Origin of the sequence: Frateuria aurantia DSM 6220, from assembly GCF_000242255.2 — a bacterium.
Taxonomy (GTDB): Bacteria; Pseudomonadota; Gammaproteobacteria; order Xanthomonadales; family Rhodanobacteraceae; genus Frateuria; species Frateuria aurantia.
Window position 1 is genome coordinate 3,357,860 of the sequence record NC_017033.1, and the last position, 13,743, is coordinate 3,371,602.

Below are 13,743 nucleotides of genomic sequence, written 5' to 3' on the forward strand. Positions count from 1 at the left end.
GGCTGGCTTCCCTGGCTTGTCGTCCTTGCTCGAGGATGCCTTATCTCTTCACGCATGACCACGCGCCAGCCGTTCGCCCTGCAGCGGCAACCTCCGGCTCAACCGCCCCCCGCTTCCGGCAGCGGGCCCGTGCCGTTGAACTTGCCGGCCTGATAATCCAGGATGGCGGTGCGGATCTCGGCCTCGCTGTTCATCACGAACGGCCCATGCGACACCATCGGCTCGTCGATCGGATCGGCATGCCCGAACAGCAGCACGGCATCGTCCAGCGCCTCGATCAGAAGACGGTCACCATCATCATGGAGCTCCACCAGTTGCCAGGGCTGGACCGGAACACCGGCCACCTTGACCCGGCCCCGTACGGTATAAAGCAGCACGCTGCGACCGCGCGGCGCCGGCAACCAGATTTCCGCGCCAGCCTGCAGTCGCAGCGTCGACATGAAAACACCGGTCAGCGAACGGATCGGCCCTTGCACGCCCTCCCATTCGCCGGCAATCAGGCTCAGCTCGCCCCGACCGTCCGCCAGCGGCAGGGCCGGAATCGCCTCCCGCTGCAGACCGGTATAGGCCGGCGCCGTCATCTTCAGCCGCGCCGGAAGATTCAGCCACAGCTGCAGAATCTCCATCGGGCCGCCCTCGCGCTTGAAATGCTCAGGCGAGAGTTCGGCATGGATCAACCCCGATCCGGCCGTCATCCACTGCACGCCGCCCGCCTCGATGATGCTCTCGTGGCCGCCGGTATCGCTGTGCGACAGGCTGCCGTCAAGGATGAAGGTGACCGTCTCGAAACCCCGGTGCGGGTGCGGACCGAACGGCAGCCCGCGATTGTGCGGCGGGTAGACCTGGGGACCGTGATGGTTGAGAAACAGAAAAGGATCGATCTGCCGCAGCCGCGGTGCCGGCACCGGACGGCGCGTGACCAGATCACCGATGTCATCACGATAGGCAGGATGCTGGGCCGCCAGGGTACGAGCGCTCATGGATGTCTCCTTGAAAACAGGGGCCGATTCGCAGGTGGTCAGGAACGGTAGTGGCAGTGTAAGTTCTATATTTGCCGACAAATAGCCCCGTAGTTCCGAATCAACCGTTCTCGATATGGAAACCATGCGCCCCAGCCTGGATGAACTGAGTACCTTGGTCCACACCATCGAGGGCGGTGGCGTGACAGCCGCCGCCACACGCATGCGCCTCGCCAAGTCCGTGGTCAGCAAGCGCCTGAAACAACTGGAGGCGAGCCTCGGCGTCAGCCTGTTCCGCCGCAGCGGGCGTCAGCTGGTGCCGACCGACGCGGGCATGCTGGCCTATGAGCGTGCACGCGCCGTGTTGCCGCAAGTCGACGCGCTGATCGACGCGGTCGCCTCCCGAGACGGCGGACTGCGGGGGCCGATCCAGGTCAACGCGCCCCTGAGTTTCGGCATCCGCTACGTCAGTCCTGCCGTCAGCCGCTTTATGCGCCTGCACCCGGAACTGGAGATCCGCCTTGATCTGGATGACCGGCATGTCGACCTGGCCCGCCAAGGCTATGATATGGCCATCCGCATCGGACGTCTGGACGACAGCGGACTGAAGTCCAGGCGGATCGGCGAAAGTCCGCGGAGTCTCTACGCCAGTCCGGCCTATCTGCAGCAGCATGCCGTGCCGTGTCAGCCCGATGAGCTGTCGCAACACGAAGGCCTTGCCTACGGCAATGTCCGGTCCGGACATATCTGGCAGTTTCGTCATCGGCGTACCGGTGCCATCCGTTCGCCGGGCATGCCTTCGCGATTTGTTTCCAACAGTGGTGAAGTCCTGCTGGATGCGGCCATCGCGGGACTGGGTCTGGCTGCCCTGCCCACCTTTCTGGCGGATGCGGCCGTCCGCGCCGGCCAGTTGCGGGAAATCCGTCTGCCGGACTGGGAGATGGCCGGTGACGCCATTCAGGCGGTCTACCTGCAGGGTCTGGCGCTGCCCGCGCGGATCCGCGCGTTCGTGGATTTCATGGCAGCGGCGCTGGCCGAGGCGCCCTGTCCTTCGACCCATGCCTGAAAGGGACCCGGCCTCAGTCGCGGCTCTCGGCCAGGTAGCGGTCCTTGATCCGCACATAGTGTTCAGCCGAATAGTGCAGCCGCTCGATCTCGGCCGGTTCCAGGGCCCGCACCCGACGAGCCGGCTGGCCCATCCACAACTCGCCTTCACCGACCACCTTGCCCGGCGGCACCAGACTGCCGGCAGCGATGATGGCATGGCGATGGATGATGGCCCCGTCCAGAATCGTGGCACGGATCCCGATCAGGCAATGGTCCTCGATGCGGGCTGCATGGATCACCACCCCGTGGCCGACGGTAACGCCTTCGCCAATCTCGGTGTCACCACCGCCTGGCGACCAAGGGCCGTCGTGGGTGACATGGATGATGGCGCCGTCCTGGATATTGCTGGCCCGGCCGATCCTGATCGCGCCGACATCGCCCCGCAGTACGGCGGTCGGCCAGATCGAGACATCGTCGGCAAGTTCGACATCGCCGATCACCACCGCTGCGGGATCGACATGGACCCGGGCGCCCAGTCGCGGCCGGATACCCTGCAGGGAACGTAGCGCTGACACCATGACTCGACCTCGGACAGGATTTCCGGGCCACTATACCCGTTCCTTGCCGATCGCCAGAGCCCGGCCATGACCGGCGGCCGCGCTTGAATTCACGGCGAGGCACCGCCATCTGACAGGTACCCGAAGGAGCTGACATGAACGAACTCAACCCGCTGCTGTCCGACGCCGAGCTGCCCGCGTTTTCCAAGATCCGCCCCGAGCACCTGGCTCCGGCCATCGATGCGATCCTGGCGGATTTCCGCAGCGGAATCGACGCTCTGACTGCCGCCGACGGCGCCCGCGACTTCGAAGGCCTGATGCTGGCGCAGGAGCGCCTTGAGCAGCGCCTGTCCCATGCCTGGGCGCCCGTCGGTCATCTGCATTCGGTGGCCGATACGCCGGCCCTGCGCGAGGTCTATGGTCCGGCCGAAGAAAAGCTGACCGAGCACGCGATCGAGGTCGGCCAGAACCGCGCCCTGTACCAGGCCGTGCAGCACTTGCACGACGATCCGGCCTTTGCCCAGCAGGCTCGCCCGGCCCAGGCCCTGGTCGAACATGCCCTGCTCGGCTTCAGGCTGTCCGGGGTGGCGCTGGAAGAGCCTCAGCGCAGCCGCTACCGCGACATCGGCGTGGAATTGTCACGACTCTCCACCGAGTTTGCCAACGCCGTGCTGGATGCCACCGATGCCTGGAGCCTGCATCTGGCCGATGCCAGCCGGCTCGGCGGCCTGCCCGATTCGGCCTTGGCGGTATTGCGCGAGTACGCCCGCGAAAAAGATATGGAAGGCTATCTGGTCACCCTCAAACAGCCCAGCGTGCAGGCCGTGCTGACCTACGCCGATGATCGCGAGCTGCGCGCCGAAGTCTATCGCGCCTACCAGACCCGGGCCTCGGATCAGGGCCCGAACGCTGGCGAATTCGACAATTCGGAGCGGATCGAGAAGATCCTCACGCTGCGCCACGAGTCGGCGCAGTTGCTGGGCTATGCCAACGCGGCCGAAGAGTCGCTGGCCACCAAGATGGCGCCTTCGCCGGCCGCCGTGCTGGAGTTCCTGCGCGACATGGCCCGCCGTGCCAAGCCGGTGGCGGAGCGCGAACTGGCCAGCCTGCAGGCCTTTGCCCTTGAACTGGGGCTGGCCGATCTGCAGCCCTGGGATGTCGGCTACGCCTCCGAGAAACTGCGCCAGCAGCGCTATTCGCTGGACGAGGAACAGCTGAAGCCCTATTTCCCGCTGCCAGCCGTCATGAACGGCCTGTTCGGCCTGGTCGAGCAGCTGTACGGCGTGCAGTTCCAGCTGCGGGAAGGTGTCGATGTCTGGCATCCCGATGCACGCTATTACGATCTGTTCGATGCCGATGGCCAGCGGATTGCCGGTGCCTATGTCGACCTGTATGCACGCAGCGGCAAGCGCGGCGGCGCCTGGATGGATGTCTGCCGCTCGCGTTTCGAGGATGGCGGCAAGACCCAGTTGCCGGTGGCCTTTCTGACCTGCAACTTCGCGCCGCCGACCGAGGGCCGGCCGGCCCTGCTGACCCATGATGACGTGATCACCCTGTTCCACGAGTTCGGACATGGCCTGCACCATATCCTGACCCGGGTCGGACTGCCTTCGGTCGCCGGCATCAGCGGCGTCGAATGGGATGCGGTGGAACTGCCCAGCCAGTTCATGGAGAATTTCTGCTGGAACCGGCAGGCCCTGGACCTGTTCGCTCGCCACTACCAGACCGGGGAGCCGCTGCCGGAAGAGCTGTTCCAGCGCATGCTCGCTGCCCGTCATTTCCATGCAGGCATGTTTCTGGTCCGCCAGCTGGAATTCGCCCTGTTCGATTTCCTGCTGCACCAGGACTATGACCCGGCCCGGGGCGGGCGGGTCCTGCAGGTGCTGAACCAGGTCCGTGAAGAAGTGACCGTGCTGCACCCGCCCGCCTGGCAGCGTTTCCCGCACAGTTTCACCCATGTATTCGCAGGCGGCTATGCGGCCGGTTACTACAGCTATCTTTGGGCCGAGCTGCTGTCGGCCGATGCCTTTGCCGCCTTCGAGGAGCAAGGCGTGATCGACCGTGCCACCGGCGAGCGCTTCCGTGACGAAGTCCTCGGGGTGGGCTCCAGCCGCCCGGCGCTGGACAGCTTCATCGCCTTCCGCGGGCGGGCTCCGGAGCCTGAGGCGCTGCTGGCCAGCCATGGCCTGAGCTGATCCATCGCCTGCGTCCGGGGGCCCCGGTTGGCGGCCCCCGGACTCGACATCGGTTAAACTGGCGGCGAATATCGAAGACTCTGGTCCTGCATGAAACTCGCCTCCTGGAACGTCAATTCCCTCAATGTCAGACTGCCGCATCTGCTGCAGTGGCTGGCCGATGCGGCCCCCAACGTGATCGGGCTGCAGGAAACCAAGCTGGAGGACGCCAGGTTCCCCGCCGAGGCGATCCGTGAAGCCGGTTACCATGTGGTCTACGCCGGCCAGAAGACCTACAACGGTGTGGCCCTGCTGGCCCGCGAACCACTGACCGACGTGGTCACCGACATCCCCGGTCTGGACGATCCCCAGCGGCGGATCATCGCCGCCACCATCGGCGATCTGCGGGTCGTGAATCTGTACGTCGTCAATGGCAAGGCTGTCGGCGACGAGAAATATGCCTACAAGCTGGAATGGCTGGCCCGGGTCCGCGATTATCTGGAACAGCAGGCCGCGCAATACCCGAAGCTGGCCGTTATGGGCGACTTCAATATCGCGCCGGATGACCGCGACGTCCACGATGCCGCGGCCTGGGGCGAAGACATTCTCTGCTCGCCGCCCGAGCGGGCCGCTCTGCAGGCGATCCTTGACCTGGGCCTGAGCGACAGCTATCGCCAGTTCGAAACCGAAGGCGGCCACTTCAGCTGGTGGGACTACCGTCAGGCGGGTTTCCGGCGCAACATGGGTCTGCGCATCGACCTGATCCTGATCAGCGCGGCCTTGGCCCAAGGGGCCACCGCTGCCACGATCGACCGTGAACCGCGTACCTGGGAGCGTCCTTCCGACCACACGCCGGTTCTTCTGGAATACTCTGTCTGAGGCTCGTTTGAACTTGACCACCCAAAACACCACCGAATGGCCGAGCTCACTGGATGACGGCGAGCTGGCCGAACTGGACCAGTACCTGCGCGGCCATGCCCGCGAGGGCGACCTGCAGCTGGACGGCGTCCATGGCCTGCTGTCGGCCTTCAATATCGGCCCGATGCAGATCCTGCCTGACGAATGGCTGCCGGAAATCCTGCATGCTCCATTCAGCGACGAGGACGAAGGCAACCGGATTCTGGCCCTTCTGGCCAAGCTCAACGATTCGATCATCGCCGAACTGGAAGTCGATGCCTACGAGCCGATTCTTGGCGAGATCGAATCAGAGGAAGGCGAGCTGTATCTCTCCGCCGCCGGCTGGTGCGAAGGTTTCAGCCGTGGCATCGACCTGCGCGCCGGCCTGTGGGAGCAGCGTCTGGCCGGCGATCCGCAACTGATGCAGTTGCTGGGTCCGGTGATGGCTCTGGCCGTGGATGAAGGCATTCTCACCGCCGAAGCCGACTTCGAGAAACTCAGCGAGGAAGAATACGACCAGTGTCTGGGCCAGATTCCCGGCGTGCTGCAACAAGTCGGCCAGTACTGGCAGGATCATCCGGCCAGTGAGCAGGAACTGGAGGCCTCGCTGCAGCGAGCCGACGCGGAGGCCGAAGCCGCCAATGCCCCGCCCCGACACCGCAGCGGCCAGTCCGTGCACTGAGGAGTGCCAGACAGGCCGCGCCGGCCAGGACCTGCGCACCGCCGTCCGTCACCGACCTTTCGTGAGAAGCCGGCTCTGATCGAGGCGATCTGCCGGCCTGTGCTCAGGCGCCGTCCCGGATCTGCCGCAAGGCCAGCTCGACCGTGGCCAGCAGATCCAGATCGCCGCGCACCACCACCGGTGCCTCGTCCGCTGTCGGCGGCTCCAGGGTCTGCAGCTGACTGTCCAGCAGGGAAGCCGGCATGAAATGGTGGCGGGCCTGCAATCGCTGCTGCAGCACCTGTCGCGGGATATCCAGATACACGAAGCGAACCCGCGCCCCCGCCTGCCGCAGCCGGTCACGATAGACCCGGCGCAGGGCCGAGCAGCTGACCACCCCGCCTTCGCCCTGCCGCAGCCGAGTACGGATCCAGTCGCCAATCAGATCCAGCCACGGCCAGCGATCCGCATCGGTCAGCGGATGACCGGCCGCCATCTTGGCGATATTGGCCGCCGGATGCAGGCTGTCGCCCTCGCAGAATGGCAGTGTCAGGGCCTCGGCCAACGCCTGGCCGACCGTGCTCTTGCCACTGCCGGATACGCCCATCACGATCCATACCGTGACTTCGCCGGCCACCGGAGGCACGCCAGGCGGACACATCGTCGGGGACTGGGACTGCATGGCTTCTCCTTGAACAAGGCGGAATCGGGGTGATGCGGCAGCCGCAGTGTGCCGCGAACCGACCCGGCTTGTCGCCCCTCTTCCGTCCCTGTCGGCCGACGGGCTGGCGTCCGGCGAGCTGGCATCGGATACTGGCAGGCTTGCCCTTGCCGCCCGGATCCGATTCCGCCATGACCGCACCCGCTTCCCTGCGTCACCAACTCGAACACGGCCTGACCGCCCTGAACCTGTCCCTGGACGATGCCGTGATCGAGCAACTGCTGGCCTATCAGGCCCTGCTGCAGCGCTGGAACGCCAGCTACAATCTGACCGCGATCCGCGATCCGGCGGAACAGATCAGCCGCCACATTCTGGATTCGCTGACCATCCTGCCCCATGTCCGCGGCCAGCGACTGGCCGACATCGGCACCGGACCCGGCCTGCCCGGCCTGATTCTGGCGATTGCCGCCCCCGGCCGCGAGGTGGTGCTGGTCGACTCCAACGGAAAGAAGGTGCGCTTTCTGCGCGAGGCCATCCGCAGTCTGGGCCTGCAGGGCGTGCGCGCGATCCAGTCGCGCGTCGAGCAGGTGGAAGGCGAGTTCGACTGCATCACCGCCCGCGCCTTTGCCAGTCTGGCCGACATGCTGGGCTGGGGTGGTCATCTGCTGGCACCCGACGGCCTCTGGCTGGCCATGAAGGGCCGCCATCCCGACGACGAGCTGGAGGCGATGCCGGCCGGCTTCGAGTTGCGTCGCAGCATCCCCCTGCAAGTGCCGGGCGTGGAGGGTGAACGACATCTGCTGGAGATTGCCCGACGCCCATCCCCGGAGTGCTAATCTAGGTTCTTTACGCCAACGGTACGACGAATCCATGGCCCGCATCATCGCTGTCGCCAATCAGAAGGGCGGCGTCGGAAAAACCACCACCGCAGTCAATCTGGCTGCAGCGCTGGCCGCCGGGCGCCGCAAGATATTGCTGGTCGATTTCGATCCCCAGGGCAATGCCACCATGGCCTCCGGCATCGACAAGCGCGAGGTCCGGCCCAACGGCTGTGACGTACTGCTGGATGAAGCCGCCATCGCCGAGGCCATCATCCCGACCGAAGCCGGCTATGATCTGCTTCCCGGCAATGGCGACCTCACCGCCGCCGAGCTGAAGCTGATGGATGCGATGGCCCGCGAAAGCCGGCTGAAGGAACATCTGGCCGCGGTTGCTGACCGCTATCAGCTCATCATCATCGACTGCCCGCCCAGCCTGCATCTGCTGACGCTGAACGCACTGACCGCCGCGGACAGCCTTCTGATTCCGGTGCAATGCGAGTACTTCGCGCTGGAAGGCCTCTCCAGCCTGCTGGATACCGTCAAGGCCGTGCGTCAGCGCCTGAATCCGGCGCTCGCGATCGAGGGCTTGCTGCGCACCATGTACGATGTGCGCAACAATCTGGGCAACGAGGTTTCGGCCCAGCTGACCCAGCACTTCGGCGATCAGGTGCTGCGCTCGATCATTCCGCGCAATGTGCGCCTGGCCGAGGCGCCCAGCCATGGCCAGCCGATTCACCTGTACGATCGCAACTCACGCGGGGCCATCGCCTATATGGCCCTGGCCACCGAGCTGACCCGCCGTGATCGACAGCGCAAGCAGGATGCCGGTGCCGCGAGCACCGCCGCCGCCCATTAGGAGCAAGCATGGCCGCAAAGAAACGTGGACTGGGACGGGGACTCGACGCCCTGCTGGGCGGTGATGCCGCCACTGCGAACGGATCGGTATCGCCTCCCGCCAAGGAAGGCGAACTGCAGCAACTGCCGATCCAGCAGATCCGGCCCGGCAGCTACCAGCCACGACAGCATTGGGACGAGGCCGCACTGGATGAACTGGCCGCCTCGATCCATGCCCAGGGTCTGATCCAGCCGGTGGTCGTGCGCCGGACCGGTGCCGACCAGTACGAGCTGATCGCCGGCGAGCGTCGCTGGCGAGCCGCCCAGCGTGCCTCGCTCAGCCAGATCCCGGCCCTGGTCAGGGATGTGGAAGAAGCCGCCGTGCCGGCGATGGCCTTGATCGAGAACATCCAGCGTGAGGATCTGACCCCGCTGGAAGAGGCCGATGCGCTGAAAAGGCTGATCAACGACTTCAAGCTGACCCACCAGCAGGCCGCCGATGCCGTCGGCCGTTCCCGCGCCAGCGTCTCGAACTTGCTGCGACTGACCGAATTGCCAGCATCGATCAAACGACTGCTGGAGCAGCGCAAGCTGGAAATGGGCCATGCCCGCTGCCTGCTGACCCTGCCCGCCGCTGACGCCGAGGCCCTGGCTCTGGAAGCCTCGCGCTTCGGCTGGAACGTGCGCGAGCTGGAACAGGCCGCCCGCCGCCGGCAGAGCCCTGCGACCGGCAAGAGCAAGCCCGAGACGGCCCGGGACCCCAATGTAGCCGACCTTGAAAAGCAGCTGGCCGAGCGCTTCGCCACCCGGGTCGAACTGGCCCAGGGCCGCGGGGGGCGTGGCAAGCTGGTCATCCACTACCACAGCCATGACGAACTGGACGGCATTCTGGGCAAATTCAAGTAACCGCGGGGGCCGCTTCCCGACGGCCGGCAAGTGCCGGCTCGCAGCGAAGGCCGGCATAGACGATAATACGTGGCTGTTTATGTGGATTTGCCAGTCATGCCGCAACTTTCCGTGGTCGTCCCGGTCTTCAATGAGCGCGACAACATCGCCCCCCTGCTCGGTGAAATCACCGCCGCCCTGCGTGGCAGCATCGATTTCGAGGTGATTTACATCGATGACCATTCCGATGACGACAGCCTCGCTGTCCTGAGCCGGTTGAAATCCAGCCACCCCGAGCTGCGGATCCTGCATCATGTCAGTCGCAGCGGCCAGAGCACGGCCGTCTGGAACGGCGTGCGCCATGCCCGCGGCCAGTGGATCGCGACCCTGGACGGCGATGGCCAGAATGATCCCGCCGACATTCCGCGACTGCTTGCCGCCCGTGACGGCGCCCAGCCGGATATCCGTCTGTTCGCCGGCTGGCGCACATCCCGCCGGGACAGCTTCAACAAGCGGATTTCCTCCAAGATCGCCAATGCGGTGCGCTCGCGCATGCTGCAGGATGACACCCCTGATACCGGCTGCGGTCTGAAGCTGTTTGATCGCGAAGTGTTTCTGCGCCTGCCGTATTTCGACCATATGCACCGCTACCTGCCGGCCCTGGTCAAGCGCGCCGGCTTTGCCAGCATGAGCGTACCGGTCAACCATCGCCCGCGCACTGCCGGTCATTCCAAGTACGGCATGCTGGACCGGTTGTGGGTGGGTCTGGCCGACCTGCGCGGCGTCGCCTGGCTGATGCGCCGGGGCAAAGTCACCGCAGTCGAGGAAGAATAAGCCCGCCCGCCGCCATGATCCGGCTCAATAGCCGCGCTGGACCAACGCCGCCGGCAACCAGCTGGCCAGCGCTTCGCGAGCCTTGAGCCTGCCCAGTTCGATCAGCTCCTGAGCCCGGTAGAACTCGTAGACACTGGAGATGTTGCGGGGCAGCTCGATCAGCAGATCCGGCGGATAGGCCACCAGCCGCACCCGTGCCAGATTGGCCTGCATCAGGTCCAGCGACTGGCTGAGCAGCTCCAGCATGCCCGGCTCGCGCGGTTTGGCCTCGCTACCGGCCAGCGGATTGAAACGGGACAGATAATCCCCGAGGCTGGGACGAGTATTGCTGTCAGGCACGGTTTCCACCGCGGGTGCATGCAAGGCGTTGTCCACCGGACCATCGATGCTGACCGCGATCAGAAAATCGGCCGGCTCCCGGATCAACGGCGTCACCGGCACCGGATTGAGCAAGGCGCCATCGACCAATACCCGCCCGTCCAGACGATAGGGTCGCATCAGGGAAGGAATCGCGATCGAGGCCCGGATCGCATCGAACAGACTGCCTTTGACCAGCCAGGCTTCGCGCTCGCGCTCCAGATCCACTGCCACTGCGGTATAAGGCAAGGGCAGATTCTCGATATTGACGTCACCGATCAGTTCGCGCATCACGCCGATGATCTTGTCACCCTTGATCAGACCGCCGCCGGTAAAGCTCCAGTCCACCAGCTTCAGCACATCCATCCTGGCAAGGGTCGTGACCCAGTCACGATAGACATCCATCTTGCCGGTGGCATGGATGCCGCCGATCAGCGCCCCCATCGAAGTACCGGCGATCGCCACGATATCCAGGCCTTGGGCGAGGATCTCCTCGATGGCACCGATATGGGCCAGTCCCTTGGCGCCACCCGCCCCCAACGCCAGCGCCACCCTGGGCTTGCGTCGGGCAGCCTGCTCCTCGTCTGCACCGGCCACCGTCGATTGCCTTCCGTCATCCGCCATGATGTCTCCGCCTGCCTGGATTGCCCTGCCGTCGGCGACGGCTGTTGATCACCCAGCCTAGCAAGCTCAACTTTCACCCCGATAACCGCTCAGCGCCAACTGCAGCTGGATCTTCACTTCCTCGCGCAGTGACAGCGGTGCCACGATTTCGGCATCCGGACCGAACTTGAGCACATCCATCATCAACTCGCGAGCATTGGAATACGGCAACTGCAGTTCATAGCGGCCATCCGCCAGCCATTGCCCCTTCTGCTGCGAATGCCAGTGCTCGTCAGCAACCCAGCGGGCGGCATGCTCGGAAAAACGGATGGTGGCCCAGGCCTTGGGCTTGCCGGCGAAAATGCCGTAGCTGGACGCCAGCCATTCATTGAGCTCGACCTCGGCCACATCCCTTGCCGTGGTTTCCGCCACCAGCGGATCATCGATCCGGTCCACCGCAAAACTGCGCAGGGACTCGCGATCATGATCCCAGGCATCGAGATACCAGTTATCCCGGTAATGGGTCAGGCGCTGTGGCGAAACCCGGCGCCGGGTCGGCGCATTGGTGGTCCGGGCCCGATAGCCGAAACGCAACTGCTGGCGGCTCAATACCGCGCCGGCCACCTGCCGGAACACCACCTGGTCCAGGCGTCGCTCTCCCCACGGAATCACCCGGATCCGCTCGATCGGCAAGGCACGACCACTGCTTCGATCCGACAGCAATTGCTCGATGCGATGGCGCAAAGGCGCAAGCGCACCGGCCAGCACACCGGGCCCGGCCCGATCCATCAAGGCATTCAGTGCCAGCAGAGCCGCCAGCTCATCGGAATTCATCCACAGGCCGGGAAGCTCGAAACGCTCGCCCTCGGTTTCGGCATAACTGAAAGCAGCCATCTCGCCACCGCTGTTCTCCACCGGCGCACCCAGAGCATCGCGCAGAAAGGCGATATCCCGATACAAGGTGGCCCGTGAGCACCCCAGGTCCTCCAGCAAACTGGCCATGGGCACCGGATATCGGGCCGCCTTGAGGGCCCGATGCAGGGTCAGTACTCGCGCGTAACGATCCATAGATCCCAGGTCGACAGCATGGAAGGACGAGCATGCGCTGATGGCCGAGGGCCTGACAAGCCGGCCCCGGTCATCCGCGCGAACTCCCGATCACTTCGAACCCGCCAGCCACGAATCCGGGACTGGGGGCGTGAGCGCGGTTCCCAGCTGTTCCGGCGAGCCGGGAACAAGCTGAAGCCTGCGGCGAATCGCATTCAGCTTGCAACTTTATGCCGATTCAGACGTTATGTTACTGTTACTGCATAGTTTTGACTGCGTGACTTCACGCGGTGGGAATACTTTCGCCAGGTACGGCCTGTCACGGCGACCACGCTGTCGTCGTCGCTGCCGCCATGCGCGGCACGCCTGTCCATGGCCCACGGTACACCAGCTGTCTTGAACAAACACGATCTCCCGACGGCTCATCCGCTGCCGGGCCGTCCGGGGAATGTGCTCCATGTCCAGGCATCCCTCCAACTTCTTTCCATCAACCTTTGTGATCTTCAGACTTATGAAAAAGACGCCGTTTGCCAGTCTTCTGCTGATGGCCCTGAGTGGCTTCGCCGCCCAGGCCCAGGCCGACGATGCCGCTGATGCCACCACCGCGGCACCCGCCGCCGCTGCCACCACTCCGGCCAAGACCAGCAACTGGTCGGGCAGCGGTCAGCTCGGCTATGCCGACTCTTCGGGCAACAGTCGTTCCCAGAACGGCAATGCCAAGCTCAACATCAAGTATGAAGATGAGTACTGGCGTGACCAGGGCTACCTGACGGCCCTGCGCAGCAGCAGCGACAACGTCGCCAGCGCCAACCGCTACGAAGGCGGCACCTCGATCGGCTACAAGTTCGATGCCCGCAGCTATCTGGTCAATACCTTGCGCTACGTGCACGACGACTTTGGCGCGAACCTGTGGCAGGCTTCCTATGCCATCGGCTACGGCTATGTGGCGATCAAGAATGATCGCAACGAGCTGTCCTTCGAAGGCGGTCCCGGTTTCCAGCGCTATGCGCAGACCCTGACCACCAACAGCGACAGCCGCGTCACCAGCACCATGGCGCCCCGCAACCAGGCGATTGCCCGCCTGCTGGTCAACTACAAGTACCATTTCAGCAAGAACGCCTCGCTGGACGAAGCGCTGCTGGTCGAAGCAGGCAATCTCAACCAGTACTACCAGAACGATTTCGGCGTTACCGTCGCACTGACCAAGAAGTTCTCGCTGAAGGCGACCTACCAGCTGCGCTACAACAGCGATATCGTCAGCGGCGAAACCGTGCATACCGATCGCCTGTTCACTACCAATCTGGTCTACAGCTTCTTTTGATCGACTGCGCGACGCCGGGCATCGGCGCCGCCGGACAGCAAAAGGCCGGAACGCTTTCGCGTCCCGGCCTTTTGCTTGTGAAGCC

Annotated in this window: 14 protein-coding genes; 9 read left to right on the forward strand and 5 right to left on the reverse strand. The window is 64.7% G+C overall.

Annotated features, from left to right (window positions below; all coding sequences use genetic code 11):
• Positions 1-98: 98 nt before the first annotated feature.
• Positions 99-980 carry a pirin family protein gene (locus FRAAU_RS15250; protein ID WP_014404416.1) on the reverse strand — a complete coding sequence of 294 codons (882 nt, stop codon included), beginning with the start codon at positions 978-980 and terminating at the stop codon, positions 99-101.
• 124 nt (positions 981-1,104) lie between these two features.
• On the opposite strand from FRAAU_RS15250, the gene FRAAU_RS15255 reads away from it, so the two are divergent.
• A complete protein-coding gene (locus FRAAU_RS15255; protein ID WP_041271235.1) occupies positions 1,105-2,025 on the forward strand; it encodes a LysR family transcriptional regulator in 921 nt (306 codons plus the stop codon).
• A gap of 13 nt (positions 2,026-2,038) precedes the next feature.
• Here the strand turns inward: FRAAU_RS15255 and FRAAU_RS15260 are convergent, their stop codons facing one another.
• The gene (locus tag FRAAU_RS15260) at positions 2,039-2,584 is read right to left on the reverse strand and encodes a gamma carbonic anhydrase family protein (protein ID WP_014404418.1); all 546 of its coding nucleotides are present in this window, start codon (positions 2,582-2,584) and stop codon (positions 2,039-2,041) included.
• 134 nt (positions 2,585-2,718) lie between these two features.
• Here FRAAU_RS15260 and FRAAU_RS15265 point away from each other — a divergent pair, with 134 nt between their 5' ends.
• The 3 genes from FRAAU_RS15265 (at position 2,719) to FRAAU_RS15275 (ending at position 6,316) form a co-directional block, all read left to right on the forward strand.
• Entirely contained in the window at positions 2,719-4,758 is a 2,040-nt protein-coding gene (locus FRAAU_RS15265; RefSeq protein ID WP_014404419.1) for a M3 family metallopeptidase, read from the forward strand.
• Positions 4,759-4,848: 90 nt separating this feature from the next.
• Entirely contained in the window at positions 4,849-5,616 is a 768-nt protein-coding gene (gene xth, locus FRAAU_RS15270; protein WP_014404420.1) for an exodeoxyribonuclease III, read from the forward strand.
• Positions 5,617-5,623: 7 nt separating this feature from the next.
• On the forward strand, positions 5,624-6,316 hold the full coding sequence (locus FRAAU_RS15275; protein ID WP_014404421.1) for a YecA/YgfB family protein: 693 nt from the start codon (positions 5,624-5,626) through the stop codon (positions 6,314-6,316).
• A 103-nt stretch (positions 6,317-6,419) separates the two neighbouring features.
• Here the strand turns inward: FRAAU_RS15275 and FRAAU_RS15280 are convergent, their stop codons facing one another.
• Positions 6,420-6,977: a gluconokinase gene (locus FRAAU_RS15280; protein ID WP_014404422.1), complete on the reverse strand. Its 558-nt coding sequence runs from the start codon at positions 6,975-6,977 to the stop codon at positions 6,420-6,422.
• Between the two features lie 170 nt (positions 6,978-7,147).
• Here FRAAU_RS15280 and rsmG point away from each other — a divergent pair, with 170 nt between their 5' ends.
• The 4 genes from rsmG to FRAAU_RS15300 all read left to right on the forward strand — a co-directional run bounded on the left by rsmG (position 7,148) and on the right by FRAAU_RS15300 (position 10,330).
• Positions 7,148-7,792, forward strand: a complete 645-nt coding sequence (rsmG, locus tag FRAAU_RS15285; protein ID WP_014404423.1) for a 16S rRNA (guanine(527)-N(7))-methyltransferase RsmG — start codon at positions 7,148-7,150, stop codon at positions 7,790-7,792.
• A 34-nt stretch (positions 7,793-7,826) separates the two neighbouring features.
• Entirely contained in the window at positions 7,827-8,633 is an 807-nt protein-coding gene (locus FRAAU_RS15290; protein ID WP_014404424.1) for a ParA family protein, read from the forward strand.
• 8 nt (positions 8,634-8,641) lie between these two features.
• Positions 8,642-9,517: a ParB/RepB/Spo0J family partition protein gene (locus FRAAU_RS15295; RefSeq protein ID WP_014404425.1), complete on the forward strand. Its 876-nt coding sequence runs from the start codon at positions 8,642-8,644 to the stop codon at positions 9,515-9,517.
• Between the two features lie 96 nt (positions 9,518-9,613).
• Positions 9,614-10,330, forward strand: a complete 717-nt coding sequence (locus FRAAU_RS15300; RefSeq protein WP_014404426.1) for a glycosyltransferase family 2 protein — start codon at positions 9,614-9,616, stop codon at positions 10,328-10,330.
• A 24-nt stretch (positions 10,331-10,354) separates the two neighbouring features.
• On the opposite strand, the gene FRAAU_RS15305 is transcribed toward FRAAU_RS15300, so the two are convergent.
• Both FRAAU_RS15305 and FRAAU_RS15310 read right to left on the reverse strand, forming a co-directional pair.
• Entirely contained in the window at positions 10,355-11,311 is a 957-nt protein-coding gene (locus FRAAU_RS15305; protein WP_014404427.1) for a patatin-like phospholipase family protein, read from the reverse strand.
• A 66-nt stretch (positions 11,312-11,377) separates the two neighbouring features.
• Positions 11,378-12,358 carry a helix-turn-helix transcriptional regulator gene (locus FRAAU_RS15310; protein ID WP_014404428.1) on the reverse strand — a complete coding sequence of 327 codons (981 nt, stop codon included), beginning with the start codon at positions 12,356-12,358 and terminating at the stop codon, positions 11,378-11,380.
• Between the two features lie 490 nt (positions 12,359-12,848).
• Here FRAAU_RS15310 and FRAAU_RS15315 point away from each other — a divergent pair, with 490 nt between their 5' ends.
• Positions 12,849-13,658 carry a DUF481 domain-containing protein gene (locus tag FRAAU_RS15315; RefSeq protein ID WP_041270632.1) on the forward strand — a complete coding sequence of 270 codons (810 nt, stop codon included), beginning with the start codon at positions 12,849-12,851 and terminating at the stop codon, positions 13,656-13,658.
• Positions 13,659-13,743: the final 85 nt, after the last annotated feature.